This window comes from Streptomyces sp. NPDC006435, from assembly GCF_040612315.1.
Taxonomy (GTDB): Bacteria; Actinomycetota; Actinomycetes; order Streptomycetales; family Streptomycetaceae; genus Streptomyces.
Genome location: NZ_JBEXPY010000005.1, coordinates 13,527 through 39,536, shown reverse-complemented (window position 1 = coordinate 39,536; position 26,010 = coordinate 13,527). Strand labels below are relative to the sequence as shown.

Sequence of the window (26,010 nt, the reverse complement as noted above, 5' to 3'; positions counted from 1 at the left end):
CCCAGTACGCTGACGCCATGCGTGATCTTGGGGTGGGCTTCGGCTACTTGATAAAGGGACAGCGCTGGGTCGGACGGCACGGGCGCTGGTTCGGTTTCGGGCTGCTGCCCGGACTCGTCACGCTCGTGCTGTACGTGGCGGCGTTCGTCGGTCTCGGGTACGGCGCCGACGACCTGGTGGGCTGGGCGACCCCGTTCGCCGACGACTGGTCCTCGCCCTGGCAGGGCCTGCTCCGCACCACCCTGACCGTGCTGGTCTTCGGCCTCGGCCTGTTCCTCGCCGTGATCACGTTCACCGCCGTGACGCTGCTGGTCGGCCAGCCCTTCTACGAGTCGCTGTCCGAGCAGGTGGACCGCACCGAGGGCGGCGAGGTCCCCGAGTCCGGGCTGCCGCTCTGGCGGGAACTGTGGATCTCCGCCCGGGACAGCGTCCGCGTCCTGGTGCGGGTGGGGCTCTACTCGGCGCTGCTCTTCGCCCTCGGGTTCGTCCCGGTCGTCGGCCAGACCGTCATTCCCGCGATCGGCTTCTGCGTCACCGGCTACTTCCTCGCCGAGGAGCTGACCGCCGTCGCGCTCCAGCGCCGCGGCATGGAGTTGAGGAAACGGCTCGTGCTGCTCCGCAGCCGGCGCGCGCTGGTCCTCGGCTTCGGGGTGCCGCTGGCACTGGTCTTCCTGATCCCGTTCGTCGCGGTGTTCCTGATGCCGGGCGCCGTCGCCGGGGCCACCCTGCTGGCGCGGGACCTGGTGCAGGCCGACGGCGGGGCCCCCGACGACACGGCCGGGGACGACGCGGCCGACGGCGCCGGGGACCGGGCGCGGGGCGGGAACGGGGCGCCGAACCCGTACGCCCCCGACCGGGACTGAACCGCCCCGCCCCCGGCACCTCCTAGGCGGTGTGCACCTCCAGCGCCGACCTGACCGCCGACTCCAACGCCCCCTCGATCCAGGCCGGCTTGATCGAGGTGTGGCAGCCCGCGAAGTGCAACGGCCCCTCGACCGACCGCACGTCGGCGAACAGTTCGGTGTGCTGGCCGGGCAGCAGCACCGACGCCTCGCCGTACGCGTACGGGTCGCGCATCCACGACTGGGTGGCGCCGACGCCGGTGTAGAACACCTCGACGCGCTGCCCGTACACGTCCTGCACCCCGGACAGGGAGAGCGGATAGCGCTCGTCGTCGTCCAGCGAGTCCCACTTCAGCGCGTCGTCGGACCAGCTGTACGAGGCGAGGAGGACCCCGCCCGCGCTGCCCTCGACCGGGTGGGACGGCTGGAACATGAAGCGGTTGGGGTTGTCGGTGACCGAGCCGCCGCCGATGACGTGCGCAGCCTCGGGCTGGCTGCGGGCGGTGGCCCGGTGCGCCGCGTAGTGCACGCGCTGGTCGGGCGGGATGTGGCCGGGCGGCACCGAGGGGTGGGCGCCCAGCAGCGAACCGTCGGCCGGTGCCCTGCCCAGCCGGTAGGCGTCGTACAGGCCCGGCTTGATCCTTTCCAGCTCGGTCTTCCAGTCCTTCTCCTCGAACTCCCACCAGCGGCGGCTGAATTCGAGCAGCACCTTGGTCGCCGCGTCGTAGTGGATCTCGGTGATCGCGCGCCGCTTGCCGTACGAGAGCAGGGGCGCGACCGGGATGTGGCGCAGCCCGGAGAACGGCACGGTGACGATCGCCCGGTCGCCGGTGAACGTCTGGCGCACCAGCGGCCTGCCGTCGCGGCCCTCGGACACCGTCTCGACCCGGACGCCGTCCTCGCCGTGGCTGATCCGGGTGGCCCGGCGGTCCAGCCGCACCAGGTCCTCGACCCGCTCGTACATCGCGTCGGCGAGGACGCCCGTGCCGCCCGGCAGCTCGAAGAACGCGGTGTCCGGGCTGATCAGGGAGGCCCCGATGAAGCTGTGCACGAAGGCGAGATGGAGCCGGGAGGTGAGGTTCTCCACCGTGCCGACGAGGTCGACGGTGCGCTCGTCGAGCTTGGCGGCCTCGGTCAGGAACCGGAACATCGACCAGTGCCCGTACCGCTGGATCACCCGGGCCCAGCCCTCGACCAGCTCCCGGCCCTCCTTGCCCTCGAACTCCTTGCGGACCGGGGCGAACGCCTCGCGCACGATCGTCGCGGCGGGCTTGTCCTCGAACTCGGCGGGGACGCCGAACGAGCGGTTGACCGCCTGCGGCTTCCTCGCGTAGTCGGCCTTGCGCATCCGGACGCCGTTGACGTGGATCCAGGTGTGGTTGACGGGCCGCCCCTCGGCGTCGACGTCCACCAGGTGGAAGCGGCGGCGCTTCAGGTCGAGGCTGTCGATGAGCCCGGTGACCAGCGGATGGCTGTCGGGAATCCGCATGGCGCCGGCCTCGGCGTACTGCTTCGGGTCGGCGAACGGCGCCTTCGCGTTCTCGTGGCCGCCCTTGCGGAAGGTCTTGATCCGGCCGCCGACGCGGTTGCCGTTGGCCTCGATCACGGTGACGGAGTGCCCGGCCCCGCGCAGCAGATGGGCGGCGGTGAGCCCGGCCGGGCCCGCGCCGACGATCAGCACCTTCTTGGGAGGCCTGCCGCTGCGCGGCAGGCCCTTGGACAGCAGGATGTCGCGGTAGCGGGGGACCAGCGGCTGGTCCTGCTCGTCGCGTACGAGGATGGCGCGGGCGACGTCCAGGCAGGTGTTCCAGTCCGACGCGGCGGCCGCGGGCGCGAGCGCGGTGCCGGAGCCGGGAAGGGCGTCGGCGGCACCCGGCGCGGCGGCGTCCGCGGTACCGGCCGCGCCCGCGGCCAGGGCGGCGGCACCGGCGGCGGCGCCGGTGAGCAGGGTGCGGCGGGAGGGCAGGCCGGACGAGGGCCCGGGGGGCTCGGAAATCATGCGGTCAACCCTGGGACCCGGCGGAGGTCGGTCTACGCCCGGACGCGCGTAGACCGACCGGAAATCACCCGCAGGTGCTCTGTTGCGTTCACCGTACTGACGCCCCCCGAGGGGCACTTCACGGGGGAGGGGGCTGCGGCGCCTCCGGTCCGTCCGGCCGCAGCAGGGCCAGGAAGTCCTCGAACGCCGCGGGCATGTCCACCGAGTCCGGATCCAGCAGCCACTGGTACTGGAGCCCGTCCAGCACCGCCACGAGCAGCGGCGCCGCACGCTCCGGCGTCAGCCCGCCCGGCAGCCGCTCGCCGTGCTCGGCGCGCAGTATCGCCGTCATGCTCGCCCGGACCTGGGTGTAGCGGCGGGTGAAGAACTCCCGCGCGGGATGACCCCCCGTCACGCTCTCGCCCAGCAGCGCCGAGAACGTCTGGACGATGCCGGGACGCATCGCGTTGTACTCGACGAGGGAGGCCAGCAGTTCGATCCGCCAGACGCCGTCGCTCCGCGTGCCGCCGCCGGTGTCCCACTGGTCCCGCTCCTCCAGCACCGCGACGAGCAGCGCCTCCTTGGTCGGGAAGTAGTGCAGCAGGCCCTGCTGGCTGAGGCCGACCCGCTCGGCGACGGCGCTCAGGGAGGCGCCGCGGTAGCCGCGTTCGGCGATCACTTCGAGAGCCGCCCGGACGATCTCCGCCCGCCGCTCCGTGCTTCTGGCCCGCGCCATCTCCCCGGCCCCTTCCGGCACGCCATCGGTCCCGTACCCCCGGACCGCACCGTACGCCATCCCTGAAAATAACGGAATGATGACGAAACCTACCGATCCACCGGTTACGGGGGCGAGTATGGAGGCGTCCATCGCAGGAAACCCGACGAGGAGGTACGGCCGTGGCGGACACGTCCACACCCAGCAACCCCGATGCGGTCCGCGAGGCCGCGGTCGAAGCGGCGCTCGCCGTGCTGGGGCTCGACGACAAGGCCCGGCTCCTGGCCGGTCAGGACATGTGGTCCCTGCCCGCGATCCCCGCCGTCGGGCTGCGCTCCCTGGTGATGTCCGACGGGCCGATCGGTGTCCGCGGCGTCTCCTGGAGCGCCGACGACCCGTCCGTCGCGCTCCCCTCGCCCACCGCGCTCGCCGCGACCTGGGACCCGGCCCTGGCCCGCCGGGCCGGCCGGCTGCTCGCCCAGGAGGCCCACCGCAAGGGCGTGCACGTGCTGCTCGCCCCGACCGTCAACCTCCACCGCTCCCCGCTCGGCGGACGCCACTTCGAGACGTACAGCGAGGACCCGTACCTCACCGGCGAGATCGGCACCGGCTATGTGCGCGGGGTGCAGGACGGCGGCGTCGGCACGACCGTCAAGCACTTCGTCGCCAACGACGCCGAGACCGACCGCTTCACCGTCGACAACGTCGTCGCCCCCCGCGCGCTGCGCGAGGTCTACCTGGCCCCCTTCGAACGGATCGTCAGGAACGCCCACCCCTGGGGCATCATGTCCGCCTACAACCGGGTCAACGGCTCCACCATGACCGAGCACCACCACCTCCAGAACACGGTGCTGCGCGGCGAGTGGGGCTACGACGGCTTCGTCGTCTCCGACTGGCTGGCCGCCCGCTCCACCGTCGGCGCCGCCCGCGGCGGACTCGACGTCGCGATGCCCGGCCCCAGGACGGTGTACGGGAAGGCGCTCGCCGACGCCGTACGGGCCGGGGAGGTCGAGGAGTCCGTCGTCGACGGCGCCGTGCGCAACGTGCTGCGGCTGGCCGCCCGGGTCGGCCTCCTGGACGGCGCCCCGCCCGTCGTCGACCCGGCCGCGCGCCCCGGCACCCTCGACGGCGACGCCCTGGCCCGCGAGATCGCCCGCCGCTCCTTCGTCCTGGTCCGCAACGAACGCGCCGCCCTGCCCCTGTCCGCCGGCGCCGTCCGCCGGATCGCGCTCAGCGGGGCGCTCGCCCGGGACGCCCGGGTCCTCGGCGGCGGCTCCGCCCAGGTCTTCCCGCACCACGTCGTCACCCCGCTGGACGGCCTCGCCGCGGCCCTCCCCGACGGGGTGCTCGACTACCGGGTCGGCGCCGACCCGAACGACGAACTCGTCCCCGCGGGGAAGGGCTTCGAACTCCGGGCCGTCTGCCGCGACGCCGACGGCACCGTCATCGGCTCCGCCCCGCTGCACGACGGCACCCTCCAGTGGCTCGGCGACGACCTCCCCGCCGGCGTCACCCGCGAACGGCTGCACAGCGTCGAGATCACCGGCACCTTCGTCCCGCGCGACAGCGGCGAGCACGTCTTCGGCACCCGGGGCACCGGGGCGCTCACCCTCACCGTCGCGGACGAGACCCTGTACGACGGCGTCCACCGGGTCACCGGCTCCGCCGACCCCGGCGAGGCGTTCTTCGGCAACCCCCTGGAGCGCGGCCGGATCACCCTCGCCGCCGGCGAACCCGTCCGCGTCTCGCTGCGCCAGGTCCCCGAGACCCTGGCCGAGGACGGGCCGATCCTCGGCGTCTCGTTCTCCCTCTGCCATCTCGGCCCGCGCCGCGACCCCGACGAGCTGATCGCCGAGGCCGTCGAGGCGGCCCGCGGCGCGGACGCCGCGATCGTCGTCGTCGGCACCACCGAACGCGTCGAGTCCGAGGGCTTCGACCGCACCGACCTGAGGCTCCCCGGCCACCAGGACGAACTCGTCGCCGCCGTCGCCGCCGTCAACCCCCGCACCGTCGTGGTCGTCAACTCCGGCTCCCCGGTGGAACTCCCGTGGCGCGAGGAGGTGGCCGCCGTGCTGCTCGGCTGGTTCCCCGGCCAGGAGGCCGGCCACGCGCTGGCCGACGTCCTGCTGGGCGCCGAGGAACCCGGCGGCCGGCTGCCCACCACCTGGCCGGTCGCGCTCGCCGACGTCCCCGTCTCCGCCACCACCCCCACCGACGGCGAACTCCACTACGACGAGGGCGTCTTCGTCGGCTACCCGGCCTGGGAGAAGGCCGGCACCGCGCCCGCCTACCCCTTCGGCCACGGACTCGGCTACACCACCTGGGAGTACGAGAGCCTGGTGGCCGGCCAGGACTCCGTCACCGTCCGCGTCCGCAACACCGGCACCCGGCCCGGCGCCGAGACCGTCCAGGTCTACCTGGCGCCCCGGCCCGCCGACGCCGGCCGCCCCGCCCGCCGGCTGGCCGGCTTCGCCCGGGTCGAGGCGGCCCCCGGCGAGAGCGCGGACGCGGTGATCGCGCTGGAGCGGCGCGCGTACGAGATCTGGGACGAGGAGGCGTACGACTGGGTCCTGGTCCCCGGCGAGTACGAGGTGCAGGCGGCCCACTCGCTCGGCGACGTGCGCCGCACGGCGGTCGTCGAGATCGAGGAGTAGCGGCCCGGTACGGCGGAACCCCCGGGCGGCGCCGGTCGCCGCCCGGGGGTTCCGCCGTACCGCCCCGGTCAGCGCACCGAGAACCCGTACACGGTCGTCGAGACGAACTCCTCGCCCGGCCGCAGCACCGTGCTCGGGAACTCCGGCCGGTTCGGGGAGTCCGGGAAGTGCTGGGTCTCCAGCGCGACCCCGGCGCACGGGCCGAACGGCCGCCCGTCGAAGTGGTCCGCCGTGTACAGCTGGAGGCCCGGCTCCGTCGTCGCCACGGTCAGCACCCGCCCCGAGCCCGCGTCGTACAGCTCGGCCACCGGACCCGGACCGTCCGCGTCCAGCACGAAGTTGTGGTCGTAGGACGGGCCGAGCGCACGCGGCGTCCGGAAGTCGAACCGGGTGCCCTCCACCGGCAGGAACTCGCCCGTGGGCAGCGACTCGGCGTCCACCGGGGTGATCCGCCCCGCCGCGATCCGCAGCTCCTGCCCCAGCGCGCTGCCGCGGCCGGCGCCCGCCAGGTTCCAGTACGTGTGGTTCGTCGGGTTCAGCACCGTCGGGGCGTCGGTCGTGGCCCGGTACGTGATCCGCAGTGCCCCGCCCTCGTCCAGGGTGTACGCCGCCGACATCGCCAGCCGCCCCGGGAAGCCCTCCTCGCCGTCCTCGGAGACCAGCAGCAGCTCGACGCCGCCGGCCGCCTCCCGGGCCCGCCACACGCGCTTGTCGAAGCCCCTGGCCCCGCCGTGCACCTGGTTGCGTCCCTCGTTGGGCGTCACCCGGTGGGTACGGCCGTCCAGTTCGAACCGGGCCCCGCCGATCCGGTTCGCGTACCGCCCGACCAGCGCGCCGAAGTACGGCCCGGTGAACGTCTCGTACCCGGCGAGGTCCGGCAGCCCGAGCGCGACGTCGGCCCGCGTCCCGTCCCGGTCCGGCACCTCCACCGACTGCACGATGCCGCCGTACGTCAGCACCCGCACCCGCGTGCCGTCCCGCTCCAGCGTCCAGCGGTGCACCGGGGTGCCGTCCGCGAGGGTGCCGAACTCTTCCGTGCGCACAGCCGCGCCCGAACCAGTGATCATGGTCGACGACCCTACGCGGGCGGCCGGGCCGCCGTGACGTTGCGGTACGCGATCTCCGCCAGCCGCGCCTGCCCGTCCCGCCCCGGATGGAACCAGTCCCACCGGCTGAGCTGCGCACCGGTGAACGGGTAGTCGAAGACCGCCCCGCCGTCGTAGCGGCAGCGCAGGTCCTTCGCGCAGACCTCCCGGAGCACCTCGTTGTACGCCACGACCCGCTCGCGCACCGAGTCCCGCCGGGCCACCGCCGCCGCGCCCATGTCGTCCGCGTCGCCCAGCATCGACCGGCAGATCCCCAGCTTCCAGATCTGCTTGCCCAGCGGGTTCCCGCGCCCCGTCGACCAGAGCCGCTTCAGGTCCGGCACGCTCGACACGTACACCTGGGCCTTCGGGGCCCCGGCCCGCAGCCGGCGCATCGACATCTCGAAGGACGTGCGGAAGTCGTCCACCGGCGTCATGTACCGGGCCGAGTCCCGGCAGGCGTCATTGGCGCCGATCATCACCGTCACCAGATCGGGTTTCTCCTCCGCGGCCAGCGCCATCTGCTCCGGCAGCTGTGCGATCCGGGCCCCCGTCTCCGCGTGGTTCCAGCTCCGGGCCGCGGCCTTCGACGACCCCAGCAGCCGCACGGCCAGGCTGCGCACCGCGCCGTCCGTGCCGGTCGACCACGACACCTCCGGGCAGTCCGTCAGCACCGAGCAGGCGTCGAAGCCCCGGGTGATGGAGTCGCCCACGGCGGCCACCGAACCGGGGCTGCGGTCCCACGTCGGAGCGGGTCTGGCCGATGGCTTCCGGCCGGCCGCCGCCCCCTTCGTCGTCCCGTCGTGTCCGGAGTCACAGCCGGACAGAGCGGTCGTGCCCAGCAGTGCGGCCACCGCCAGGACGGCCGCCGCGGTACGCGACCGACGGTGGACGGAACGATCCTGCATCCTCGGGTCCTTTCGCTCATGCCCCCGGCGACCCCGTGCGGCACCGGTCGGAAGGCCCCGCCGCCCCGGCGGGTGAAAGCTGCGCGAATGATGTGCCCGGGACCGACCGTACGTCACACCCCGGGCGCCCCCGCGCGGTAGCTTTTCCTCGTCGAACCAGCGGCGCTTCCCCGGCCCGGCTCCACTCGGGTGGCATTCCGGAAATCACACCACGTCACATACTTTCCTTTTTCAGGAGTTTCACCCCGATGCTGTTTACTGATGACGGCCTCGGGAGCCGGCCGGGAAGAGGCGGCACGGGCGCGAGGCCGCTGGGGAAGGCGAACTTCGTCCCACACTGGAGGTCCCGGTGACGTCACGTGGAGTTCTGTACGTTCACTCCGCACCGCGCGCGCTCTGCCCCCATGTCGAATGGGCGGTGGCGGGTGTCCTCGGGGTGCGGGTCCAGCTGGACTGGATCAGACAACCCGCGGCCCCCGGCACCTGGCGGTCCGAATTCTCCTGGCAGGGCCGCCCCGGCACGGCGTCCGAGCTGGCCTCCGCACTGCGCGGCTGGGACCTGCTGCGGTTCGAGGTGACGGCCGAGCCGAGCTCCGCCGCGGAGGGCGAGCGCTACAGCTCCACCCCCGGCCTGGGCATCTTCCACGCCGTCACCGGGGTGCACGGCGACATCCTGGTGCCCGAGGACCGGCTGCGGGCGGCGCTCGCCCGGTCCGCGCGGGGCGAGACGGAGCTGCAGGCCGAGATCGCCAAGCTGCTCGGCAAGCCGTGGGACGACGAGCTGGAGTCCTTCCGGCACGCGGGCGAGGGCGCGCCCGTGCGGTGGCTGCACCAGGTGGTGTGAGGGCCGCGAACGGCCCGGAACGGGCCCCGGGGGGCGTGCGGCACGGGGGAAACACCCACCGGGCGCCCCCGGAACGCTCCCGTGCAACCGAAGGCCTTCCTCCCGCGAAGAACTCCTTCCCGCAGCCGAAGAGGCCCGCCTCCCCACGAGGGGGAGGCGGGCCTCCTGACGACCGGACCGACCGGGCCGGGGCCGCGGGTCAGACGCTGCGGAACGCCAGGACCACGTTGTGCCCGCCGAAGCCGAACGAGTTGTTGATCGCGGCGATCGAACCCTCGGGCAGCGGTCGCGGCTCGTCGCGCACGATGTCCGCCTCCACGGCCTCGTCGAGGTGGTCCACGTTGATCGTGGGCGGGGCCATCCGGTGGTGCAGCGCCAGGACCGTCGCGACGGTCTCGATGCCGCCGGCGCCACCGAGGAGGTGCCCGGTCATCGACTTCGTCGCGGAGATCGCGACGTGGTCGAGGTCGTCGCCCAGCACCTTGCGCAGGGCCTTCAGCTCGGCGACGTCGCCCTGCGGCGTCGAGGTGGCGTGCGCGTTGAGGTGCACGACCTCGGACGGCTTGAGGTCCGTCTGCTCCAGCAGGTTCTCCATCGCGGCGGCGATGCCGCGGCCGGTCGGCTCGGGCTGCGCGATGTGGTGCGCGTCCGCGGACAGGCCCTGGCCCAGCACCTCGCAGTACACCTTGGCGCCACGCTTCGCGGCGTGCTCCGCGGACTCCAGGACGACGACGCCCGCGCCCTCGCCGAGGACGAAGCCGTCACGGCCGGTGTCGTACGGACGGGAGGCCTTCTCGGGCTCCTCGTTGTTCTTGGACATCGCCATCATGTTGGCGAACGCGGCGATCGGCAGCGGGTGGATCGCCGCCTCCGTGCCACCGGCGAGGACCACGTCGGCACGGCCGGTGCGGATCATCTCGACGGCGTACCCGATCGCCTCGGCGCCCGAGGCGCAGGCGGAGACCGGCGTGTGCACACCGGCCTGGGCGTTGACCTCCAGGCCGACGTTGGCCGCCGGGCCGTTGGGCATGAGCATGGGAACGGTGTGCGGGGAGACGCGGCGTACGCCCTTCTCCTTCAGCACGTCGTACTGGTCGAGCAGGGTGATCACGCCGCCGATGCCGGAGGCGATGACCGAGCCCAGCCGCTCGGGCCGGATCTTCTCGTCCTCACCGGCCTTGCCGGTGAAACCGGCGTCCGCCCACGCCTCGCGGGCCGCGATCAGCGCGAACTGCGCCGAGCGGTCCAGCTTGCGGGCGAGCGGGCGGGGCAGTACCTCGCCCGGGTCGACGGCCGCGAGGGCGGCGATCCGGACAGGGAGTTCGGCGAAACGTTCGCCCTCGAGAGGCTTGACGCCGGAACGACCGGCCATCAGACCTTCCCAGGTCGACGCCGAGTCGCCACCCAGCGGAGTGGTTGCGCCGATACCGGTGACGACCACGGTGCGATTGGTCGAGTTCACTGGAAAATCTTCTCCACGTGTAGAGGGTCGTGAATCAGCGGCGCCACCGCTGGGTGGCGACACAGGAGCCGGGGCCGATCAGCCCTGGTGCTTGAGGATGTAGTCGGCAGCGTCGCCGACCGTCTTGAGGCCCTTGACGTCGTCGTCGGGGATCTTCACGTCGAAGCGCTCCTCGGCGGCGACGACGACCTCGACCATGGACAGCGAGTCGACGTCCAGGTCGTCGGTGAAGGACTTGTCCAGCTGGACGTCCTCGACCGGGATCCCGGCGATCTCGTTGACGATCTCGGCGAGACCGCTGACGATCTCTTCCTGGGTGGCGGCCATGATGGCTCCTTCGGTGTCTATTTACAGGGTTTCGGACGTCCGGGCCGGAATGGCCTGGTGTGCCTAGGGGAGGGTAACGACCGTCGCGGCGTAGACGAGACCCGCCCCGAAGCCGATGACGAGCGCGGTGTCCCCGCTCTTCGCCTGACCGGTCGCCAGGAGCCGCTCCATGGCGAGCGGGATCGAGGCGGCGGAGGTGTTGCCGGTGGTCTCCACGTCACGGGCGACGGTGACGCCCTCCGGCAGCTTCAGGGTCTTCACCATCGAGTCGATGATCCGCATGTTGGCCTGGTGCGGAATGAAGACGTCCAGGTCTTCCGGGCTGATCCCGGCCGCGTCCAGCGCCTGCTGGGCGACCTTCGCCATCTCGAAGACGGCCCAGCGGAAGACCGCCTGGCCCTCCTGCGTGATCGCCGGGAACTTGATGTTGCCGTCCCGGTCGAGCGGCAGCTTCGAGACGTCGCCGGTGTGGAAGTCGTTCCACGGCACGGTCTGCTTGATCGTCTCGGACTTGTCGCCCTCGGAGCCCCAGACGGTCGGCCCGATGGCGGGGACGTCGGAAGGTCCGACGACGACCGCGCCGGCGCCGTCGCCGAAGAGGAAGGCCGTCGCGCGGTCCTCCTTGTCGGTGAGGTCGCTGAGCCGCTCCACGCCGATGACCAGGACGTACTCCGCCGAGCCCTCGACGATCATGCCCTTGGCCAGGGTCAGTCCGTAGCCGAAGCCCGCGCAGCCGGCCGAGATGTCGAAGGCGGCGGGCTTGCCGGCCCCGACCCGGTGGGCGATCTCCGTCGCGATGGCCGGGGTCTGCTTGAAGTGCGAGACGGTGGAGACGATCACGGCACCGATCTGCTCGGCCCTGATCCCGGCGTCCGCGATGGCCTTGCCGGACGCCTCCACGGACATCGCGGCCACGGTCTCCTCGTCGGAGGCCCAGTGGCGGGTGGCGATGCCGGAGCGCGAGCGGATCCACTCGTCGGACGAGTCGATCGTCTCGAGGATCACCTCGTTGGGCACGACCCGGGTCGGGCGGTAGCCGCCCACACCCAGGATGCGTGCGTACGGGGCGCCCTGACTGGGCTTGATCTTCGACATGCTCTTTCGGGGCTCCTTAGGCGCTCGCGTGCTCGGAGATGAGCGCGCGGGCCGCTTCGAGGTCGTCGGGGGTCTTGAGCGCGAGCGTCTTCACGCCGGGCAGCGCGCGCTTGGCGAGCCCCGTGAGCGTGCCACCGGGGCACGCCTCGATGAGAGCCGTGACGCCCAGCTCCTTGAAGGTCTCCATGCACAGGTCCCAGCGGACCGGGTTGGCCACCTGGCCGACCAGCCTGGAGATGACCTCGTCGCCGGTGGCCACGGCCTTGCCGTCGGCGTTGGAGACGTACGTCACGGTCGGGTCGGAGACGTCGAGCCCTGCGGCGGCCTCGCGCAGCCGGTCGACGGCGGGCGCCATGTGGTGCGTGTGGAACGCGCCGGCGACCTTGAGCGCGACCACGCGGCGCACGCCCTCGGGCATGTCCTCGGCCAGCGCGGCGAGCTGCTCGACGGTGCCGGCGGCGACGATCTGGCCGGAGCCGTTGACGTTCGCCGGGGTCAGCCCGAGCTTCTCCAGGTGCGCGACCGAAACCTCGGGGTCGCCGCCGAGCAGCGCCGACATGCCGGTCTCGGTGACCGCGGCGGCCTCGGCCATGGCGAGCCCGCGGGTCCGCACCAGGCGCAGCGCGGCGTCGTCGTCGATGACTCCGGCGAGGGCGGCTGCGGTGATCTCACCGACGCTGTGACCTGCGACGACGGCCGGAGAGGCGTCGAGCGCGGCAGCGGAGAGCAGACCGGCGGCGACCAGCAGCGGCTGCGCCACCGCGGTGTCACGGATCTCCTCCGCCTCGGCCTTGGTGCCGTAGTGGACGAGGTCGAGCCCGATGGCGTCGGACCAGGCCGCGATGCGGTCTGCGGCACCGGGGAGGTCGAGCCAGGGAGTCAGGAAGCCGGGCGTCTGAGCGCCTTGGCCGGGAGCGACGAGTACGAGCACTCTCACACTCTCTCTTGTGAACGGTCCGGAGCACCCGTGGGGACAGGGACCAAGAACCGTATGGGGAATTGTTGATGTCCGACAAAAGTCTAGGACTGCGGATCTCTGGCGGCCAAGCGTCCCAGGATCAGGGCGATCCGCAACGTGAACGCCGAGCGGACATCGGAAGGCGACCATCCGGTGACGTCTGTCACACGTCGGAGCCGGTAGCGCACGGTGTTGGGGTGAACGAAGAGCATTCTGGCCGCGCCCTCCAGGCTGCTCGCCTGCTCCAGATACACACTCAGTGTTTCGAGGAGGGCGGAACCCGCTTCTTCCAGCGGTCTGTAGATCTCCTCCACCAACTGGTCCCGGGCGGCGGGGTCGCCCGCCATCGCGCGCTCCGGCAGCAGGTCGTCGGCCAGCACCGGTCGCGGGGCGTCCTGCCAGGCACCGCACGCCCTGAGCCCGGCCGCCGCGGCCTGCGCGGACCGGGTGGCCGCCAGCAGGTCGGGCACCACGGGCCCGGCGACGACGGGGCCCGCCGCGTACGGGCCGATCAGCGACTTGGCGACGTGCAGCGGGTTGTCGCTGCCGCCCGCGATGACCACGAGGCGGTTGCCGAGCACCCCGGTGAGGACCTGGAGCTTGGCGTGCCGGGCGGCCCGCCGGATCGCCTCCACGGTCAGTTCGCTGTCGCCGTCCGGGGCGGTGCCGAGCACCACGCAGACGTGCTCGGGGGAGTTCCAGCCGAGCGCCGCGGCGCGTGACACGGCGCCCTCGTCGGCCTCGCCGGACAGCACCGCGTTGACCACGAGCGATTCCAGCCGGGCGTCCCAGGCCCCGCGGGCCTCGGCGGCCTGCGCGTACACCTGGGCGGTGGCGAAGGCGATCTCCCGGGCGTAGACGAGCAGCGCCTCGCGCAGCACCGATTCGTCACCGGGCGCGGCGACCTCCTCGATCGCGGCCTCCATGACCTCGATCGTGGTGCGCACCATCTCGACGGTCTGCCGCAGGGTGATCGCCCGGGTCAGCTCGCGCGGAGCGGTGCCGAACACATCGGTGGAGATGGCCTGCGGGGTCTCCGGATGCCGGAACCACTCGGTGAACGCCGCGATGCCGGCCTGGGCCACCAGACCGATCCAGGACCGGTTCTCCGGTGGCATCGCCCGGTACCAGGGCAGCGATTCGTCCATGCGGGCGATCGCGTTGGCGGCCAGCCGGCCGGAGGACTGCTCCAGCCGTTTCAGGGTCGCGGCATGCAGGTGGGCGTCGTTCGCAGCGGGCTGCTCAGGATCGGGTCGGGGCACGAGACAAGACTGCCTTATCGGGCGACAGGCACGGAGGGGCGGGGCCGCCGCGGGTCGTACCGGCGGGTAGTGGCGGGCGGTGACGGATGCCCCGCACCGGCCGGGCTACCGTGGACCGGTGATCTCCGTACAGCGTTCCGAAGACCGTTTCCGGGGCGGGGACGAGGCGGCCGGCATCGAATCGCTGCACGCGTTCTCGTTCGGCACCTTCTACGACCCCGACAACCTCCGCTTCGGTCCGGTCATGGCCGTCAACGAGGAGCGGCTCGCACCCGGCGCGGGCTTCGAGGAACACCCGCACAGCCATACGGAGATCGTCACCTGGGTCGTCGAGGGCGAGCTGACCCACCGCGACTCCACCGGTCGCGCCACGGTCGTGCGGCCCGGCGACCTCCAGCACCTCAGTGCCGCCTCCGGGGTGCGTCACGTCGAACGGAACGACGGGGACGTCCCGTTGACGTTCATCCAGATGTGGCTGGCGCCGCTGGAGGCGGGCGGCGAACCCGCATACGGGATCGTCCCCGGCCCCGACGGAGCCACCCCGTACGCACTGCCCGGGGCCGGTACGACCCTCCATGTGCGCAGAGTCGCCGAGGGGGAGCGCGCGCCGGTCGTGGACGCGGCGCGCCTGTACGTGCACGTCGTACGGGGACGGATCGTCCTGGACGGTGAGGAGCTGGGGCCCGGCGACGCGGCCCGGATCGTCGGTGCGAAGGGCCTGGAAGCGGTCGCGGTGACGGCGGCGGAGCTGCTGATCTGGGAGCTGGCGGGCTGAGCGGCCGGTTGCCCGGCTCCCGCATCCTCCGGCGGTCCGGGCCGACCGGGTCCGGCACCTTCACGTGCCGGACCCGACGGTGTCAGCGGTTCATGCCCGCCCAGAACTCCTCGAAGGACATCTTGCGGTCGCCGTCGGTGTCGAGGGAGTCGATCAGCGCCTGAGCCTGCGACTCGGTGATCTCCGAGCCCTCCAGCTCCGCCACGACCTTCCGGTACTCCTCCGCGGTGACCTGGCCGTCCCCGTCGATGTCGTAGCGCTGGAAGACCTTCCGCGCCGCCGTCTCCACGATGTCTGCCATGTGTTCCGCCCCTCTGTGATCTCTGTCGACGGCCCCAGATTATCCGTCGGCCTCCCCGGCCCCGCCGCCGGTGACGGAGCGGTGCCCGGCAACGGCGCTCCCGCGATCCGGGGCCCGCGCGGCCGGAGCGATTCGCGGGCGATATCCGCCACCGGGCACGGGAAGTTTCCGCATGCGCGGTGCCCCATTCGTTTTGAGCGACTTTTGGTCGCCCCAAGGGCGGTCGCTGTGAGGATCTGAAGAGCCGGCGCGTACGTCGAGACGAGGACGGCGGCTGGTGGCCCGTCAGCTATCGGAGGAGCCCCGAATGAGTGACCAGAACATTTCGGCAGAGGAAGAGCTTTCTCCCGGCCAGATCATGGGGGTTCTGACCGGTTACTGGCAGGCAAGGATTCTGCTGACCGCGGCGTCGCTCGATCTCTTCACCTCGCTCTCCGGGGAACCGGCCGGTGCGGAGCGGGTGAGCGAGCGGCTCGGCCTCCGCATGCCGGGGGCGAGCGACTTCCTGCTGGCCCTCTCCGGCATGGGTCTCCTGGAGGCGGACGAGGACGGCACGTTCCGCAACTCGCCTGCCGCGGAGCAGTTCCTGGTACGTGGGCGCCCTGCTCACATCGGGGGCTACCTCCAGTTCTGCGAGCGTGAGCTGAACCCGGCCTGGGACGGTCTCGGCGCGGCCCTGCGGACGGGATCCCCGCAGAATCCGGCGGCGCGCTCCGGCAATCCGTACGACGCGCTGTACGCGGACCGGGAGGCGACCGATTCCTTCCTGGAAAGCATGGACATGCTCAACACTCCGCTGCTCCGGCGGGTGAGCTCGCTGGACTGGAGCCGGTACGGCTCCTTCGTGGACGTGGGCGGGGCCCGCGGAAATGTCGCACAGCACCTCGTGCGGGAACATCCCCATCTCGACGGCGGGGTATTCGACCTGCCGCCTTTGGAAGGTGCCTTCGACGACTACATGAATTCCCTCGGCGGTACGGCGAAGGAACGCATTGTCTTTCACGGCGGGGATTTCTTCGAGGACCCGCTCCCGGAGGCCGACGTCCTCATATTCGGTCACGTGCTCCACAACTGGAGCGTCGAGAACCGGCGCACACTGCTGCGCAACGCGTATTCCGCGATCCGGCCCGGCGGCGCCGTCATCGTCTACGACCCGATGGTGAGCGACAGCAGGCCGCCGCTGTACGCGACGCTGGCGGCACTGAGCATGCTCGTGTGGTCCGCGGGGGGCGGCGAATACGCGGTCGGCGAATGCCACTCCTGGCTGAAGGAAGCCGGATTCCGGCCCGAGATGGTGGGGCCCGGGAACACTCCGGACGATGTGCTGATCATCGGTCACAAGGACAGCTGAGCATTCGTCGTGTCGCCGGTTGAGGAGAGGCAGATGGATGCATCCGTCATCGTCGTGGGAGCAGGCCCCGCGGGTCTTGCGCTCGCCGGAGAACTGCGGCTGGCCGGGACGGACGTAGTGGTCCTGGAGCGGCTCGCGGGACGCTCCGGGCAGTCGCGGGGCATCGGGCTCACACCGCGCACGGTCGAAGTCTTCGACCAGCGCGGTCTGTTGCCCCGGTTCGGCGACATCGAGATGAGCGGCGTCGGGCATTTCGGCGGGATTCCCCTGGACTTCGGGGTCCTGGGCGGCGGGGACAGGGCCGCCAAGGTCGTACCGCAGTCCGTGACCGAGGCGGTGCTGGAGGACTGGGCCCGGGAACTGGGGGCGGACATCCGGCGGGAGCACGAATTCCTCGGGCTGACGGACGACGGGGACCGGGTCGAGGTGCGGGTGCGCGGACCGCGGGGGGAGGAGCGCCTCACCGCACGCCACGTGGTGGGCTGCGACGGCGGCCGGAGCGCGGTGCGGAAAGCCGCGGGCTTCGACTTCCCCGGCACACCGGCCACCACGGAGCTGTTCCTCGCCGACGTCCGGGGCGTCGACCTCGAACCGCGCATGGTCGCCGACCGGGTCGGCGACGGCATGGTGATGGTCGCCCGGCTGGAGGGCGGAATCCACCGCGTCATCGTCGCCGAGCGCGGCGCCCCGCCCCGGCGCCGCACCGCCCCGCCGCCGTTCGGCGAGGTGGCCGACGCGTGGAAGCGGCTCACCGGCATCGACATCTCGCACGCCGAGCCGGTGTGGATCAGCGCGTTCGGCGACGCCACGCGCCAGGTCACCGAGTACCGCCGCGGCCGGGTGCTGCTCGCCGGGGATTCGGCCCACATCCACCTCCCGGCGGGCGGCCAGGGCATGAACACCGGTGTCCAGGACTCGGTGAACCTGGGGTGGAAGCTCGCGGCCGTGCTGCACGGCACCGCGGACCCCGCGCTGCTGGACACGTACCACGGCGAACGGCACGAGGTCGGACGCCGGCTGCTCGTCAACACCCGCGCCCAGAGCCTCCTGCTGCTCGGCGGCGAGGAGGTGCAGCCGCTGCGCGACGTCCTGACCGAGCTGACCCAATACGAGGACGTCGCCCGTCACTTCGCGGCCAAGGCCAGCGGCCTGGACATCCGCTACGACGTGGGCAGCGGCAACCCCCTGCTGGGCAGGCGGATGCCGCGGCTCGCACTGCTCCGGGGCACGACCCGGACGTCCAGCACCGAGCTGCTGCGCCCCGGTCGCGGGGTGCTGCTCGACCTGGAGGACACACCGCGGCTGCGGCGCCGCGCCGCCGCCTGGACGGACCGGATCGACGTGGTCACCGCAACCCCGCTGGGGCCGGCGCCCGCCGGTGTTCCGGAGGGGACCGGTTCCGTCCTGCTGCGCCCCGACGGCTACGTGGCCTGGGCCGCGCCCGGCAGCCACCACGACCTTCCCACGGCGCTGGAGCGCTGGTTCGGCCCGGCCGCCCGGCAGCCGGTGCCGGCACGCCGGACCACCTGACTCGAGGAAAGAGGTTCACGATGCACAGCACCCTGATCGTCGCCCGGATGGAACTCGGCTCCGCCGAGGAGGTCGCCGGCCTCTTCACCGGGTTCGACGCCACCGAGATGCCCCACCGCATGGGCACCCGGCGGCGCGAGCTCTTCTCCTACCGGGGGCTCTACTTCCACCTGCAGGACTTCGAGCGGGAGAACGGCGGGGAGCGGATCGAGGAGGCCAGGACCGACCCGCGGTTCGTGCGGATCAGCCAGGACCTGAAGCCGTTCATCCAGGCGTACGACCCCACCACCTGGCGTTCGCCCGCCGACGCGATGGCGCAGCGGTTCTACCACTGGAGCGCGGAGTGAGCGGGGGCAGCGGCCGGCGAGTCGTCATCACCGGCATAGGGGTCACCGCCCCCGGCGGGGCGGGGACCGAGGAGTTCTGGCAACTGCTCGCCGACGGACGCACCGCCACCCGCCGGATCTCGCTCTTCGACCCCGCGCCGTTCCGGTCGCAGGTCGCCGCCGAAGTGGACTTCGACGCCGGGGCGGCCGGGCTGACACCGCAGGAGATCCGGCGCATGGACCGCGCGGCCCAGCTCGCGGTGGTCACCGCGCGCGAAGCGGTCGCCGACAGCGGACTGCCCTTCGAACAGCTGGACCCGACCCGCACGGGCGTGACCATCGGCAGCGCGGTGGGCGCCACGATGGGCCTGGACGAGGAGTACTGCACGGTGAGCGACGGCGGGCGGCTGGAGCTCGTCGACCACACCTACGCCGTGCCGCACCTGTACGACTACATGACCCCCAGCTCGTTCGCGGCGGAGGTGGCCTGGGCGGTGGGCGCCGAAGGCCCCGCCTCGGTCGTCTCCACCGGCTGCACGTCGGGGCTCGACTCCATCGGGTACGCCACCGAGGTGCTCCGCGAGGGGGCGGCGGACGTCATGATCGCGGGCGCGACGGACGCGCCGATCTCCCCGATCACCGTGGCGTGCTTCGACGCGATCAAGGCGACCACGCCGCGCAACGACGACCCCGAGCACGCCTCCCGGCCCTTCGACGCCAGTCGCAACGGCTTCGTCCTGGGGGAGGGGTCCGCCGTCTTCGTCCTGGAGACGGCGGAGAGCGCGCGGCGGCGCGGTGCGCACGTCTACGCGGAGGTGGCGGGCTACGCGACCCGCTCCAACGCCTTCCACATGACCGGGCTGCGCCCCGACGGCAAGGAGATGGCGGAGGCGATCCGGGTCGCCATGGCGCAGGCCCGCGTCAACGCCGACGAGATCGACTACATCAACGCGCACGGCTCGGGCACGAAGCAGAACGACCGGCACGAGACGGCGGCCTTCAAGCGCAGTCTCGGCGATGCCGCCCACCGGATCCCCATCAGCTCCATCAAGTCGATGGTGGGCCATTCCCTAGGCGCGGTGGGCTCCATCGAACTCGCCGCTTCCGCACTGGCGATGGAGCACCACACCGTCCCGCCCACCGCCAACCTGCACACCCCCGACCCGGAGTGCGATCTGGACTACACCCCGCTGACGGCCCGCGAGCGGCGCATCGACACCGTGCTGTCCGTCGGCAGCGGATTCGGCGGGTTCCAGAGCGCCGTGGTGCTCGCCCGGCCCGACAGGAGCGAACGATGACCGACGTCACCACGGTCGTGACGGGACTCGGCGTGGCAGCACCCAACGGTCTGGGCCTGGAGCCGTACTGGTCCGCCGTCCTCGCCGGGCGCGGGGGCATCGGCCCGGTCACCCGGTTCGACGCCTCGGGCTATCCGGCCCGGCTGGCGGGCGAGATCGAGGGGTTCGCCGCCGAGGACCACCTGCCCAGCAGACTGCTCCCGCAGACCGACCGCATGACCCGACTGGCCCTGGTCGGCGCCGACTGGGCGCTCCAGGACGCCGGGATCGTGCCGGCGGAGCTGCCCGAGTACGACATGGGCGTGATCACGGCCAGCCACTCCGGCGGATTCGAGTTCGGCCAGAACGAGCTGAGGGCGCTGTGGAGCAAGGGCGGCCGCCATGTGAGCGCGTACCAGTCCTTCGCCTGGTTCTACGCCGTCAACAGCGGCCAGGTCTCCATCCGGAACGGGATGCGCGGCCCCAGCGGGGTCGTCGTCAGCGACCAGGCGGGCGGCCTGGACGCCCTGGCACAGGCGCGCCGCCAGATCCGCAGGGGCACCCCCGTCGTCGTCTCCGGCGCCGTCGACGCCTCCATCTGCCCCTGGGGCTGGGTCGCCCAGTGGGCGAGCGGCCGGATCAGCCGGGGCACCGACCCGGCCCGGGCCTACCTGCCGTTCGACGACGAGGCGGCCGGACACGTGCCGGGGGAGGGCGGGGCGCTGCTCGTCCTGGAGGAGGCCGGGCACGCGCGGGAACGGGGCGCCCGCCGGGTGTACGCGGAACTCGCGGGCCACTCGGCCACGTTCGACCCCCGGCCGGGCAGCGGACGGGGCCCCGCACTCCAACGCGCCGTCGAGCAGGCCCTGGGGGACGCCGGCACCGTACCCGCCGAGGTCGACGTCGTCTTCGCGGACGCGGCCGCGGTACCCGGGCTGGACCGTGCCGAGGCGGAGGCGATCACCAAGGTGTTCGGACCGCGCGGGGTGCCCGTCACCGCGCCCAAGACCATGACCGGGCGGCTCTATTCCGGCGCCGCGCCGCTGGACGTGGCCACGGCGTGCCTCAGCATCCGGGACGGCGTGATCCCGCCGACCGTGCACAGTTCGCTCTCCGCCGCCTACGACCTCGACCTGGTGGTCGGCACGCCGCGCGCCGCGACCGTGGGGACCGCGCTGGTACTCGCCCGCGGCCACGGCGGCTTCAACTCGGCCGTCGTGGTGCGCGCACCACGCACGTGACCGTCCTCCGGGCACGAGGCACCACCCCGATCCACCCCTTCCCCACTTCGACCGCCGCACGGAGGACAGCCATGCCCGCTGCCGTTTTCACCCTGGACGCCCTGAAGCTGATCCTGCGCACCGGCGCGGGCACGGACGAGGGCGTCGACCTGGACGGCGACATCCTGGACACGGATTTCGAAGCGCTGGGCTACGAGTCCCTGGCGATGCTGGAGACCGGCAGCCGCATCGAGCGCGAGTACGACATCACCCTGGACGAAGAGGCCCTGGCCGAGGCGCGGACGCCGCGGGCCCTGGTCGCTTTCGTCAACGAGCACCTCGCGGCCGTCACCCGGCGGGCCTGACCGCGCCCCTGCCCCTTTCCCCGCAGGACGCACACAGCCGCATCCGGCGTACGCAGTCGCATCCGACGGATTCAGCCGCATCCGACGCACGCAGTCGCATCCGACGCATTCAGGAGAGAACGCATGACCGAGAACACCTCCAGGGTCGCCCTGGTGACCGGTGCCACGAGCGGAATAGGTCTGGCGGTCACCCGGCTTCTCGCGCAGCACGGACACCGTGTGTACCTGTGCGCGCGGACGGAGGACGCCGTGGCCCGCACGGTCGGGGAACTCCGGGACGAGGGCCTGGAGGTGGACGGCACGGCGGCCGACGTGGGCTCCAAGGAAGACGTCCGGCGCCTGGTGGCGGCGGCCGTGGAGCGGTTCGGGACGATCGACGTGCTGGTGAACAACGCGGGCCGGAGCGGTGGCGGGGTCACCGCCGACATCGCCGACGAGCTGTGGTTCGACGTCATCAACACCAACCTCAACAGTGTCTTCCTGGTGACCCGGGAGGTGCTGAACGCGGGTGGCATGCGCGAGAAGTCCCGCGGCCGGGTCATCAACATCGCCTCCACCGCGGGCAAGCAGGGAGTCGTCCTCGGCGCCCCCTACTCCGCGTCCAAGCACGGTGTGGTCGGCTTCACCAAGGCCCTCGGCAATGAGCTCGCGCCCACCGGCATCACGGTCAACGCCGTCTGCCCCGGTTACGTCGAAACCCCCATGGCCCAGCGGGTGCGCCAGGGGTACGCAGCGGCGTACCGGACCGACGAGGAACAGATCCTGCAGAAGTTCAGCGCCAAGATCCCGCTCGGCCGCTACTCCACCCCGGAGGAGGTGGCGGGTCTCGTCGGATACCTCGTCTCCGACACGGCGGCCTCCATCACGTCGCAGGCCCTCAACGTCTGCGGCGGCCTGGGCAACTTCTGACCCCGGTCGCGCCGCGAGCAGCCGGAACCCATGAGGAGCTGAATCATGACAGCAGAGCAGACCGCGCCGATGACACGCGAGGTCGAGCACGAGATCACCGTGGCCGCCCCGGCGGAGGACGTCTACCGCCTCCTCGCCGAGGTGGAGAACTGGCCCCGGCTCTTCCCGCCGTCGGTCCACGTGGACTACGTGGAGAAGAACGGCGACGAGGAACGCATCCGCATCTGGGCCACCGCCAACGGCGAGGCGAAGAACTGGACGTCGCGCCGCCGGCTGGATCCGGAGAACCGGCGCATCGAATTCGCGCAGGAGGTCTCCGCCCCGCCGGTGGCCCGGATGAGCGGCACCTGGATCCTGGAACCGCAGGGCGGGCGGCAGTGCCGGGTGCGCCTGCTCCACAGCTACCGCGCCGTCGACGACGACCCGGACGGCCTCGCCTGGATCGACCGGGCGGTGGACCGCAACAGCCGCACCGAGCTGGCCGCGCTGCGGGAGAACGTGGAGCTGGCCGCCAACTCCGCCGAGCTGACCCTCTCGTTCGAGGACAGCGTGGAGATCGCGGGGTCGGCCAAGGACGTGTACGACTTCATCAACGAGGCCCAGTTGTGGGTCGAGCGCCTGCCGCACGTCTCCGGCGTCCGGCTCACCGAGGACACGCCGGGTGTGCAGAAGCTCCGCATGGACACCGTCGCCAAGGACGGCTCCACGCACACCACCGAGTCGGTGCGGGTCTGCTTCCCGCACCGCGGCATCGCGTACAAGCAGACCACGCTGCCCGCGCTGATGTCGCTGCACACCGGTCACTGGCGGTTCGAGGAGCGGGGCGACGGCATCACCGACGCCACCTCCCAGCACACCGTGGTCGTCAACACCGCGAACATCACCCGGATCCTCGGCCCGGACGCCGGGGTCCCGGAGGCCCGGGCCTTCCTCCGCGAGGCACTGGGCACCAACAGCCGGGCGACGCTGGGGCACGCCAAGGCGTTCGCGGAAGCGCGGCGTTGAGCGATGGCGGCAGCAGCGGGGACCGAAGCCGATGTCCTGGTGGTCGGAGCAGGCCCGGCCGGGCTGCTGCTGGCCGGAGAGCTGAGCGCCGGGGGAGCGAGGACCCTGGTCCTGGAGGAGCTCCCCGGACCGACCGGGGAATCCCGGGCGTCGATCCTGCACGCCAGGACCATGGAGATCTTCGCGGAGCGGGGCGTCCTGGACCGCCTGGGCTCCTTGCCGGACGGGGGCCGCGGTCATTTCGGCGGCCTCCCGCTCCCTCTCGGGGAGGCCGACCCGGATCACCCGTACGCGGGGCAGTGGGAATGCCTGCAGAGCCGTCTGGAGCCGGTCCTGGAGGAGTGGGCGACCGAGCAGGGCGCGGAGATACGCCGCGGCCACCGGGTCACGGGACTGACCCGGGGCGCGGACCGGGTGACCGTCGAGGCGTCCGGCCCCGACGGCACCTCCCGGCGGTACACCGCCCGCTACCTGGCCGGCTGCGACGGTGCACACAGCACGGTGCGGCGCCTCGCGGGCTTCGAGATGGCGGGGGAGGACGCCACCCGGGAGATGCTCCGCGCCGACGTGCGGGGCATCTCCCTCCCGGACCGGCGCCTGCGCCGGTATCCGGGTGGTACCGCCACCGCCCACCGGCGCGCCGACGGCACCACCCGGCTGATGGTGCACGACAACAGCCGCCCGCCCTCGCACCTCGGCCGTGCGCCCGAGTTCGCGGAGGTCGCGGCGGCCTGGGCGCGGGTGACCGGTGAGGACATCGGCGCCGGTACGGCCGTCTGGCTCGACTCCTTCGACAACTCCAGCGCACAGGCCCGCCGTTACCGCGACGGGCGCGTCTTCCTGGCGGGTGACGCCGCCCACGTCCAGATGCCGGTGGGCGGCCAGGCCCTCAACCTCGGACTCCAGGACGCGGCGGCCCTGGGACCGCGGCTCGCCGCGCGGGTCACGGGCGACTGTACGGACGAGGCGCTCGACGCCTACCAGGGCGAGCGGCATCCCGCCGGGGCCCGCACCCTCGCCAACATCCGGGCACAGGCCCAGCTGCTGTTCGGCGGATCCGAGCTGGACGGCCTGCGGGAGGTGTTCGGGGAGCTGCTGGAGAAGGAGCCCGTACGCCGCCACCTGGCGCGGACGATCAGCGGCCTGGACTCCCCGCCCGCACCCCCCGCGGTCCGCCGCGACCCCCGCTCCACAGCCCCCCCGAAGCGCTCGACGACACACGGAAGGCCCACCATGGACAGGCTCACAGGGAAAACGGCGTTGGTCACCGGCTCCAGCCGGGGCATCGGCCGGGCCGTCGCCGTCCGGCTGGCCCGCGAGGGCGCCCTGGTCGTGGTGCACTGCGCGAGCAACGAGGACGCCGCACGGGAGACCGTGACGCAGGTGGAGAAGGAGGGCGGCCGGGCCTTCGCGGTCCGCGCGGAGCTCGGGGTCCCCGGCGACGTCCACGAACTGTTCGTGGGACTGGAGCGGGGGCTGAAGGAGCGCACGGGGGACACGGCGCTGGACATCCTCGTCAACAACGCCGCGGTCACCGCCTCCCAGGGCACCGCGCCCGAGGACGTGACGGCGGAGCAGCTCCAGCGGTACTTCGCGGTGAACGCGATCGCCCCGTTCCTCATCGTGCAGCGCGCCTCGCGGAACATGCCCGACGGCGGCCGGATCATCAACATCTCGTCCGCGCTCACGCGTTTCGCCGAGCCCGGACAGGCGGCGTACTCGATGACCAAGGGCGCCGTGGAACAGCTCTCCCTCCACCTGGCGAAGCACCTCGCCCCGCGGGGAATCACCGTGAACAGCGTGGCCCCCGGCATCACCGACAACGGCGGGCCGGCCTTCGACATCCCGGAGGTCGTGGAGCAGATGGCGCAGATCTCCGCGTTCAAGAGGGTCGGCCGGGCCGGGGACGTGGCCGATGTGGTGACCTTCCTCGCCACCGACGAGGCCCGCTGGATCACCGGCGCCTTCGTCGACGCCAGCGGCGGGACCCTTCTCGGATGAGCGGGAGGAATGCCGTGACGGACCACGAATCCCCGCGCGTCGCGCTCGTCACCGGCGCCAACAAGGGCATCGGATACGCCACCGCGCGCCGTCTCGGAGAGATGGGCCTCCGCGTCTACCTGGGGGCCCGGGACGAGAACCGCGGCCGGGAGGCAGAGTGCGCACTGCGCGCCGAGGGAATCGACGCGCACGCCGTACGCCTCGACGTGACCGACGAGTCGTCCATCGCCGCGTCGGCCGAGCGGATCGGCGCGGCGGAGGGGCGCCTCGACGCCCTCGTGAACAACGCCGGCACGGGTGCCCCGCAGACGCCGCCGAGCCGGACCTCGGTGCACGACGTCCGAAGGACGTACGAGACGAACGTCTTCGGCGTGATCGCCGTGACCAACGCCATGCTGCCGCTGCTGCGCCGCTCCGGTGCGGCACGGATCGTGAACGTCAGCAGCGTGCTCGGCTCGCTCACGCACGCCGCGGCCCTGGAGGACCCCACCGGCGTCTTTCCCCCGGGGGTCTTTCCCGCGGTGCTCGACTACAACACGTCCAAGGCCGCCCTCAACGCCGTCACCATCACGTACGCCAACGAACTGCGCGCGGAGGGCATTCTCGTCAACGCCGTCTCGCCGGGCTTCGTGGCCACCGACATCAACGGCCACCGGGGGCATCTGACCCCGGAACAAGGCGCACGCATCCCCGCGCTGCTGGCGACGCTCGGCGACGACGGACCGACCGCCGCCTTCGTGGGGGAGGACGGCTCCCCGGCCGGCCGGAGGCTGGCGTGGTGACCCCATGCGCCGACGGGAGGAAGCAGGTGAACAGTGAC

Annotated in this window: 24 protein-coding genes; 14 read left to right on the top strand and 10 right to left on the bottom strand. The window is 72.3% G+C overall.

Annotated elements, in window-relative coordinates; all coding sequences use genetic code 11:
- Window positions 1–17: 17 nt before the first annotated feature.
- A complete protein-coding gene (locus tag ABZZ04_RS07845) occupies window positions 18–863 on the top strand; it encodes an EI24 domain-containing protein (RefSeq protein ID WP_356931318.1) in 846 nt (281 codons plus the stop codon).
- Window positions 864–885: 22 nt separating this feature from the next.
- Here the strand turns inward: ABZZ04_RS07845 and ABZZ04_RS07840 are convergent, their stop codons facing one another.
- Window positions 886–2,841: an FAD-dependent oxidoreductase gene (locus ABZZ04_RS07840; RefSeq protein WP_356931317.1), complete on the bottom strand. Its 1,956-nt coding sequence runs from the start codon at window positions 2,839–2,841 to the stop codon at window positions 886–888.
- Window positions 2,842–2,959: 118 nt separating this feature from the next.
- Complete coding sequence (locus ABZZ04_RS07835; protein WP_356931316.1) at window positions 2,960–3,556, bottom strand: TetR/AcrR family transcriptional regulator; 597 nt, start codon at window positions 3,554–3,556, stop codon at window positions 2,960–2,962.
- A gap of 161 nt (window positions 3,557–3,717) precedes the next feature.
- Here ABZZ04_RS07835 and ABZZ04_RS07830 point away from each other — a divergent pair, with 161 nt between their 5' ends.
- A complete protein-coding gene (locus ABZZ04_RS07830; RefSeq protein WP_356931315.1) occupies window positions 3,718–6,189 on the top strand; it encodes a glycoside hydrolase family 3 C-terminal domain-containing protein in 2,472 nt (823 codons plus the stop codon).
- Between the two features lie 68 nt (window positions 6,190–6,257).
- On the opposite strand, the gene ABZZ04_RS07825 is transcribed toward ABZZ04_RS07830, so the two are convergent.
- Window positions 6,258–7,256 carry an aldose epimerase family protein gene (locus tag ABZZ04_RS07825; protein ID WP_356931314.1) on the bottom strand — a complete coding sequence of 333 codons (999 nt, stop codon included), beginning with the start codon at window positions 7,254–7,256 and terminating at the stop codon, window positions 6,258–6,260.
- 11 nt (window positions 7,257–7,267) lie between these two features.
- On the bottom strand, window positions 7,268–8,182 hold the full coding sequence (locus tag ABZZ04_RS07820; RefSeq protein WP_356931313.1) for an SGNH/GDSL hydrolase family protein: 915 nt from the start codon (window positions 8,180–8,182) through the stop codon (window positions 7,268–7,270).
- Window positions 8,183–8,531: 349 nt separating this feature from the next.
- Here ABZZ04_RS07820 and ABZZ04_RS07815 point away from each other — a divergent pair, with 349 nt between their 5' ends.
- Entirely contained in the window at window positions 8,532–9,026 is a 495-nt protein-coding gene (locus tag ABZZ04_RS07815) for a DUF3145 domain-containing protein (protein WP_356931312.1), read from the top strand.
- A gap of 199 nt (window positions 9,027–9,225) precedes the next feature.
- On the opposite strand, the gene fabF is transcribed toward ABZZ04_RS07815, so the two are convergent.
- The 5 genes from fabF to ABZZ04_RS07790 all read right to left on the bottom strand — a co-directional run bounded on the left by fabF (window position 9,226) and on the right by ABZZ04_RS07790 (window position 14,130).
- Complete coding sequence (fabF, locus tag ABZZ04_RS07810) at window positions 9,226–10,488, bottom strand: beta-ketoacyl-ACP synthase II (RefSeq protein ID WP_356931311.1); 1,263 nt, start codon at window positions 10,486–10,488, stop codon at window positions 9,226–9,228.
- 78 nt (window positions 10,489–10,566) lie between these two features.
- Window positions 10,567–10,815: an acyl carrier protein gene (locus ABZZ04_RS07805; protein WP_124717844.1), complete on the bottom strand. Its 249-nt coding sequence runs from the start codon at window positions 10,813–10,815 to the stop codon at window positions 10,567–10,569.
- A gap of 63 nt (window positions 10,816–10,878) precedes the next feature.
- A complete protein-coding gene (locus tag ABZZ04_RS07800) occupies window positions 10,879–11,910 on the bottom strand; it encodes a ketoacyl-ACP synthase III (RefSeq protein WP_356931310.1) in 1,032 nt (343 codons plus the stop codon).
- Between the two features lie 16 nt (window positions 11,911–11,926).
- Entirely contained in the window at window positions 11,927–12,841 is a 915-nt protein-coding gene (locus ABZZ04_RS07795; RefSeq protein ID WP_356931309.1) for an ACP S-malonyltransferase, read from the bottom strand.
- Between the two features lie 89 nt (window positions 12,842–12,930).
- Complete coding sequence (locus ABZZ04_RS07790) at window positions 12,931–14,130, bottom strand: helix-turn-helix domain-containing protein (RefSeq protein ID WP_283851443.1); 1,200 nt, start codon at window positions 14,128–14,130, stop codon at window positions 12,931–12,933.
- A 118-nt stretch (window positions 14,131–14,248) separates the two neighbouring features.
- Between ABZZ04_RS07790 and ABZZ04_RS07785 the strand changes: the two genes are divergently transcribed.
- The gene (locus ABZZ04_RS07785; protein WP_356931308.1) at window positions 14,249–14,905 is read left to right on the top strand and encodes a pirin family protein; all 657 of its coding nucleotides are present in this window, start codon (window positions 14,249–14,251) and stop codon (window positions 14,903–14,905) included.
- 82 nt (window positions 14,906–14,987) lie between these two features.
- On the opposite strand, the gene ABZZ04_RS07780 is transcribed toward ABZZ04_RS07785, so the two are convergent.
- Window positions 14,988–15,206, bottom strand: a complete 219-nt coding sequence (locus ABZZ04_RS07780) for an EF-hand domain-containing protein (RefSeq protein ID WP_356931307.1) — start codon at window positions 15,204–15,206, stop codon at window positions 14,988–14,990.
- 307 nt (window positions 15,207–15,513) lie between these two features.
- On the opposite strand from ABZZ04_RS07780, the gene ABZZ04_RS07775 reads away from it, so the two are divergent.
- The 10 genes from ABZZ04_RS07775 (at window position 15,514) to ABZZ04_RS07730 (ending at window position 25,972) form a co-directional block, all read left to right on the top strand.
- On the top strand, window positions 15,514–16,557 hold the full coding sequence (locus ABZZ04_RS07775) for a methyltransferase (RefSeq protein ID WP_356931306.1): 1,044 nt from the start codon (window positions 15,514–15,516) through the stop codon (window positions 16,555–16,557).
- Window positions 16,558–16,590: 33 nt separating this feature from the next.
- Window positions 16,591–18,087: an FAD-dependent monooxygenase gene (locus ABZZ04_RS07770; protein ID WP_356931305.1), complete on the top strand. Its 1,497-nt coding sequence runs from the start codon at window positions 16,591–16,593 to the stop codon at window positions 18,085–18,087.
- A 20-nt stretch (window positions 18,088–18,107) separates the two neighbouring features.
- Entirely contained in the window at window positions 18,108–18,434 is a 327-nt protein-coding gene (locus tag ABZZ04_RS07765; protein ID WP_356931304.1) for a TcmI family type II polyketide cyclase, read from the top strand.
- The gene (locus ABZZ04_RS07760) at window positions 18,431–19,711 is read left to right on the top strand and encodes a beta-ketoacyl-[acyl-carrier-protein] synthase family protein (RefSeq protein WP_356931303.1); all 1,281 of its coding nucleotides are present in this window, start codon (window positions 18,431–18,433) and stop codon (window positions 19,709–19,711) included. Before ABZZ04_RS07765 ends, ABZZ04_RS07760 begins: the two co-directional genes overlap by 4 nt.
- A complete protein-coding gene (locus ABZZ04_RS07755) occupies window positions 19,708–20,931 on the top strand; it encodes a ketosynthase chain-length factor (protein ID WP_356931302.1) in 1,224 nt (407 codons plus the stop codon). Before ABZZ04_RS07760 ends, ABZZ04_RS07755 begins: the two co-directional genes overlap by 4 nt.
- A gap of 71 nt (window positions 20,932–21,002) precedes the next feature.
- Window positions 21,003–21,275, top strand: a complete 273-nt coding sequence (locus ABZZ04_RS07750; RefSeq protein WP_356931301.1) for an acyl carrier protein — start codon at window positions 21,003–21,005, stop codon at window positions 21,273–21,275.
- Window positions 21,276–21,398: 123 nt separating this feature from the next.
- Window positions 21,399–22,184: a 3-oxoacyl-ACP reductase FabG gene (gene fabG, locus ABZZ04_RS07745; RefSeq protein WP_356931300.1), complete on the top strand. Its 786-nt coding sequence runs from the start codon at window positions 21,399–21,401 to the stop codon at window positions 22,182–22,184.
- 45 nt (window positions 22,185–22,229) lie between these two features.
- On the top strand, window positions 22,230–23,189 hold the full coding sequence (locus ABZZ04_RS07740; protein WP_356931299.1) for an aromatase/cyclase: 960 nt from the start codon (window positions 22,230–22,232) through the stop codon (window positions 23,187–23,189).
- A gap of 3 nt (window positions 23,190–23,192) precedes the next feature.
- The gene (locus ABZZ04_RS07735) at window positions 23,193–25,190 is read left to right on the top strand and encodes an SDR family oxidoreductase (RefSeq protein ID WP_356931298.1); all 1,998 of its coding nucleotides are present in this window, start codon (window positions 23,193–23,195) and stop codon (window positions 25,188–25,190) included.
- A complete protein-coding gene (locus ABZZ04_RS07730; RefSeq protein ID WP_356931297.1) occupies window positions 25,187–25,972 on the top strand; it encodes an SDR family oxidoreductase in 786 nt (261 codons plus the stop codon). The genes ABZZ04_RS07735 and ABZZ04_RS07730 overlap by 4 nt, the downstream gene beginning before the upstream one ends.
- The last annotated feature ends 38 nt before the right edge of the window (window positions 25,973–26,010 follow it).